The sequence below is a fragment of the Brucella sp. TWI432 genome, from assembly GCF_039674445.1.
In the GTDB taxonomy this organism is placed as follows: Bacteria; Pseudomonadota; Alphaproteobacteria; order Rhizobiales; family Rhizobiaceae; genus Brucella; species Brucella chromiisoli.
The window spans coordinates 1-5,068 of the sequence record NZ_JBDJNL010000046.1 but is presented as its reverse complement, the minus strand read 5'-3'; the positions used below and the strand labels follow the sequence as shown (position 1 = coordinate 5,068).

Below are 5,068 nucleotides of genomic sequence, written 5' to 3'. Positions count from 1 at the left end.
CAATAGAAAACCTCCGATTGAAATCGAAGGTCATGTTACCCTTTAAATAAGGGGTCCCGTTTGGATGCCGATAACCCCTTAAATGGGGTCCTTATTCCATGCTTAATCACAGCGTGCGCTGATCGAAACTGCCATCGGGCGATACAAGGCGCTAATCGGACGGCGCCTGCGGACCCGCTCGTTCGCTGCTCAACAGACAGAAGTCGCCATCGATTGTGCCATTCTCAATCGTATGCTGGCATGTGGACGCCCGGATTCTGTCCGCGTGAAGGCTAGGCTGACTTAGCTACCCCGTCAAAGACCGAGGCGCGTCGAATTCTTGATTGCTGCACCAAAGCCACGAGAAGCGGATCAAGATATCACTTGGCGCACGAAGCCCAATCGAATATCGAAACAGTCTTGGCATTGTGACGTAAAACAAGTCCAAGTTTTCGTCCGCACCCCCAACCACACAAGTGATTTAACCTATGCTGAATGGTCTATCATCGAACCATTGATGTCAGACCCGAGACTGCTTGGACATCCTCGAAAGACAGACACGCGTTAGGTCGTTAAGGCACTTCTTTATATAGCTTCTTCGGGAGCGCAGGGCGGCTTTTGCCCACGGACTTTCCACCATTTTTCCACGATACAGAAATACTCTCAGGGTGGCGGATGAAGGCACGCTGCGGGCCCTCAACAGCACGCTCGCTAGGCCAGCGCGCGAGTTGAACGGAAAGCAGCCTAGTCGTAGAGTTGGTGTGATCAATTGCCAGTTGGTGAAAACACCTGAAAGTGGCGGAATACGTGGCTGCGTTGCCGGGAAAAAGATCAAAGGACGCAAGCGTCACATTGTGGTTGATACACTGGGTTGACGGTTGGTGTCTTCATCCATTCGGCGGGAATCAAAGACAGAGATGGCGCGCAGAATGTCTTGAAAACAATCGCTTCTTCCGATTGCTCGATTTACATCACAATATACGCTTCCCTACGCGATGTATCGCACGGCTTGATAACGTTACGTTCTTTATGATTCAATCTCTTACTTTAAATCCAACTTTGTCAAGGCCATCGGCAATATCAACAAGCAACTTTTTCGACCAACCCAGATCACGGAGCCATAAGTAAAACTCATCACCAATGTCAGGGTAGATTTCAAGCAATCTGAGAACAATTGGCCCGGCCTCAGCACCTCGGTTCAATTTGCCTAGAATTGCAGCACGCAGCACAAGTACGAAAGGCAAATCGGACGTTACCCGAGACATTTGACGTTGTGCGCGCTCATACTTCCCTTCGGCGAAATAGGCAACCGCCAAACCTGCAGCCCAATTTTTTAGGTCTATACCGAAATCATTCTGAGCTTTATCAAAAATCTCGAGAGCCTCACGACCGCGACCTAACCTTGCAAGGCGTGTAGCGATCCGAATGTGCAGATATATATCTCCCGGATAATGATGCCGCATCTCTCTTTGGAGCGCCAGAAATTCGTTGATCCTTCCTTGACGAAGGGAAAGATGCATGAGTGCCACTTTGGTGAGATAGCTTCTGGGAGCAAGTTCGACAGCTTTCTGTGCTGAGTGTTCAGCGAGTTCGACCAGCCGCGCCCGTTCATCACGACTCCCAGCGCCATAAAAGTGTGAGCGAAGCGTGTAGAAGCTACTTAGAGTAGCCCAAGCGGTCGCTTCCTGAGGTACTTCTTTTATGATTCGCTTCAGACAGCTAAGCAATTCGGGCACCGCAATACTATTTTCATTTATTTCTATCATCTGCGCTCGAGTTATGCACGTGGGCCTCGACAGAATATTCGACGGATACTTGTTGATGTAGGCGGCGACAGCTCCGCCGCTGCCCAAAATCTGAAATGCTATCTTGTCGACCATTGTTGCAATCGAAGTGCTGTCCGCAGGTAGTAACTGTTCTTTAGACGCCCACATAATACGATTGGACCTCGAATCGATTAGTTTCCAGAGCAACTCGCGATCTGCAGAAGTTCCGGTAATAGTAGACCTTAGAGTAAAGAAAAAGCCTCCGTCCTCATTGCTGATTTTAGTTGATGACTGTGGCCCTTGATGGAACTCAACATTTGGCGGCTTGATCTCAGCGAGTTGGATGCGTGCGAGTGCGGGGGCAAGTCTGGCATCAATTTCCTGCGCGAGAGATTGATCCCGTTCACTAAGAACGTCGACCGCACGAACATCGATGACGATAGCCTTTGGTATTAACTGGGACGGAGTTACCAATTTCTGCAGAGTTATCAGGACGATAATGGCGGTAATAATAACACCCACAGCGATTAACCATAGCATACGAGGAATCTGTTTCTGAATTCGCCATTGTTTGTGCAAGTTCGGGTCGTCTAGCGAATTAGTAACATCGCAGATGATGAAAGAAGGTACGTATCGTCCTTTCGGCAGGCTGATTATGACCCGCGGTACCGGATCGCAAGCACCATAGTATTCATCAAGAGCTTTTCTGACACGGCCTGCAGTGGTGCGTACGATTGTATCACTTGAAGGATCGAACTGGGAATTTCTTCCAAACACTTCCATAGCGATAGCATAGGCTTTGAGACTTTGGCCGCGCCCGTTGAGGGTTTCGTTTACTACAAACTCGAGAAATGCACTGACTGTAGGAGCATTTGCGAACTGCTTCGAATTAAGAACAGTCTGCAACTGCTCCCGTATAAGCTTGTGTTGGTTTTCCAAATGGATATCGTTCATTTTTCACAGCTTCTAGTTGACAACTAGGATTTTGGCTACTTTCAGCCCCGGGTTAAATTTCCCGCCACGGATTTTTAGACCGTGTGGCACGTTTTCCTACTCAACGATACTTAATAACAAGAAAGGGCAAATTCGTTACAGCGTAATCACTTTTATTATTATAAATGCAACCATAACGGCAAGATGTGCGCCGTCTTATCGACAACTATCGATTGAACTGTGACGGTGACATCACCTGTTGTCACTTCCGTTGTCGGAGAATTTTTTTTAGGTTCGTGACAAAAGTGTTTGTTACCTTGGTTCGGGCGAAGCATGGAAACAGATTAAGAACTTTTTATTCAACCGGGGCGATGCGGCGTTTTGTATTCGTTGAACGATGCATGAGGTCGAAAGTTGGGGGTAAAAAAATTGACGTCAAATGATTTTTCAATATCCTTTGGAATATCGTGTCAAGCATACAATTGTAACGATGATATGCTAATGGCAGAATGCTGTCGGCGTTCAGTTGTGAATGTGCTGAATTCAGATCAGCCCGTCACAACCAAACTGATTCGACGATTAAGTCACCGGTCGTCCCGCCTTTCCAGCAGCCAGATTTTTGGCCCTTCGGAATATCAGCTCAGCGAGTTGGTTCCCGGTTCTCGTTGAGGTACTACTGTGTTGCTTCTCTTGAGTGACTGCGACCTTAGCCAATTTATTTACCACCTCTCCGAAAAAGAAGCCTGCCAAGGTGCTGAATTCTGGCAGCCCGGACGCCCTAAAACGAGCGGATCGGCGAGTACACCCGCTGGAGCGCGCGTCCTCCTTTTTGATCGAGATGAATGCCACATGGCTGTGGTCGAGGAGGCGGACTGGTCTCGCTACCTTCAAAGAAGTTCGCTTTGCTTTACCAGGCAATAAGCGATCCGTCGGCAGTTCGTTTCCTCGGCGAACAGAGTTTATTTGACGCGTTGCGTCACAATTTTAGTCAGGTGATGAAAATGAAAGCAGTCGTGTTTCCTAAGGCCGAGAGTGGAGCGTCGCGAAACTTTGATGGAAACCGCATCCGGCTCGAGACGCCAAGTGTTGTTCAGCTGCAAATCGGGCCCGAGGAAGTCGCGCGCTTTGAGCGCGATGGAAACAACCTGCTCCTTATTCTTGAAGACGGTTCGGTCGTAGTCATCGAGAATTTCTTTGTCACAAACGGTGACGCTCGTAATGATCTGGTTTTCGAAGACGGAAACGACGTTAAATGGTGGGCGCAGTATGGCGAGACCTGGTCGGGATTTGATATAGCTGAGATCAATTCGACCACCACGGCCGCACCTTTGCCGATGGCACTTCTGGCAGGTATCGGCCTGGCGGCGGGCGGGGCTGCGATTGCTCTTGGCTCTGGCGGCGGCAGTGATGATGGTCCGTCCAACAGGGCGCCTGTTGTTTCTGCTGACCCAGTTGAGACTGCAGAGGACAACTTTTTCAAAGGCGTGATCACTGCAAAAGACGCTGATGGCGACACGCTGACTTTTGAACTTAGTGGCGAAGGCCCTAAGCACGGTACTGTCACTATTAATCCGGACGGAACCTATACCTATACACCTCATGCCGACTATAACGGCCCAGACAGCTTCGATGTCGTCGTATCCGACGGTCGGGGTGGGAAAACGATTGTTACCGTTCCGATCACTGTGACGCCGGTCGTTGACATTGCTCCCGATGAGGCTGTCACTCATGCGGGTGAGCCCGTAACCACCGCTGTACTTTCTAATGATACATTCAAGGATCCAGACGCCCGCATTAGTGCTGTAACCCTTGGCGCACATGGATCCGTTGTCGTTAATCCAGATGGAACGATAACTTATACGCCAAAATCTGGGTTCGTGGGAACTGACACCTACACTTATACGGTTTCAAGCGGTGGCACCGAAGAGACAACGACTGTCACTGTTTCGGTGAACAATCAGCCTCCGGTTACTGAGCCAGAATCCGTTACTGCCCCCGAAGATACGCCCGTATCGGGCAATCTGCTTGAAAACGATAGCGATCCAGATGGCGATGCGATCTCCATTATCCGCCTCGAGGTCAACGGGTCGACTTATCTTCCTGGCGAAAAAGTTAGCATTCCTGACATTGGCGTGCTTGTGGTCAACGCTGATGGCTCATATTCCTTTGAACCAGTTGCCAACTGGAACGGGAAGGTTCCGACCGTTACCTATACTGTCAGTGACGGTAACGACGGCGGTTCGACGACAAGCACTCTTGATATAGAAATTACGCCCGTTGATGACCTGCCGGAGACTGTTGGTACGATTGAGGATCAAGCGAACAATGACGCTGATGCCATCACTTCGCTTGATGTGAGCGGTTTCTTCAAGGATGTTGATGGCGATACG

Annotated in this window: 2 protein-coding genes and 3 pseudogenes; 4 read left to right on the top strand and 1 reads right to left on the bottom strand. The window is 49.5% G+C overall.

Features of this window, described 5'->3' with window-relative positions:
* Positions 1–109 precede the first annotated feature (109 nt).
* The 3 pseudogenes from ABE527_RS21400 to ABE527_RS21390 all read left to right on the top strand — a co-directional run.
* Positions 110–286 (top strand): annotated as a pseudogene (locus ABE527_RS21400) (IS5/IS1182 family transposase); the annotation flags it as partial.
* 165 nt (positions 287–451) lie between these two features.
* Positions 452–625 (top strand): annotated as a pseudogene (locus tag ABE527_RS21395) (transposase); the annotation flags it as partial.
* Positions 626–695: 70 nt separating this feature from the next.
* Positions 696–925, top strand: a pseudogene (locus ABE527_RS21390) (transposase); the annotation flags it as partial.
* 88 nt (positions 926–1,013) lie between these two features.
* Here ABE527_RS21390 and ABE527_RS21385 read toward each other — a convergent pair.
* The gene (locus tag ABE527_RS21385; RefSeq protein WP_499695682.1) at positions 1,014–2,699 is read right to left on the bottom strand and encodes a tetratricopeptide repeat protein; all 1,686 of its coding nucleotides are present in this window, start codon (positions 2,697–2,699) and stop codon (positions 1,014–1,016) included.
* A gap of 980 nt (positions 2,700–3,679) precedes the next feature.
* Here ABE527_RS21385 and ABE527_RS21380 point away from each other — a divergent pair.
* Positions 3,680–5,068 (top strand): Ig-like domain-containing protein (locus tag ABE527_RS21380; protein ID WP_499695683.1); only part of this gene is annotated, 1,389 nt, incomplete at its 3' end.

Bases quoted from the DNA above. Each gene is read 5' to 3' on its own strand.
- ABE527_RS21385 (WP_499695682.1), bottom strand. From the start codon at position 2,699: ATGAACGATATCCATTTGGAAAACCAACACAAGCTTATACGGGAGCAG.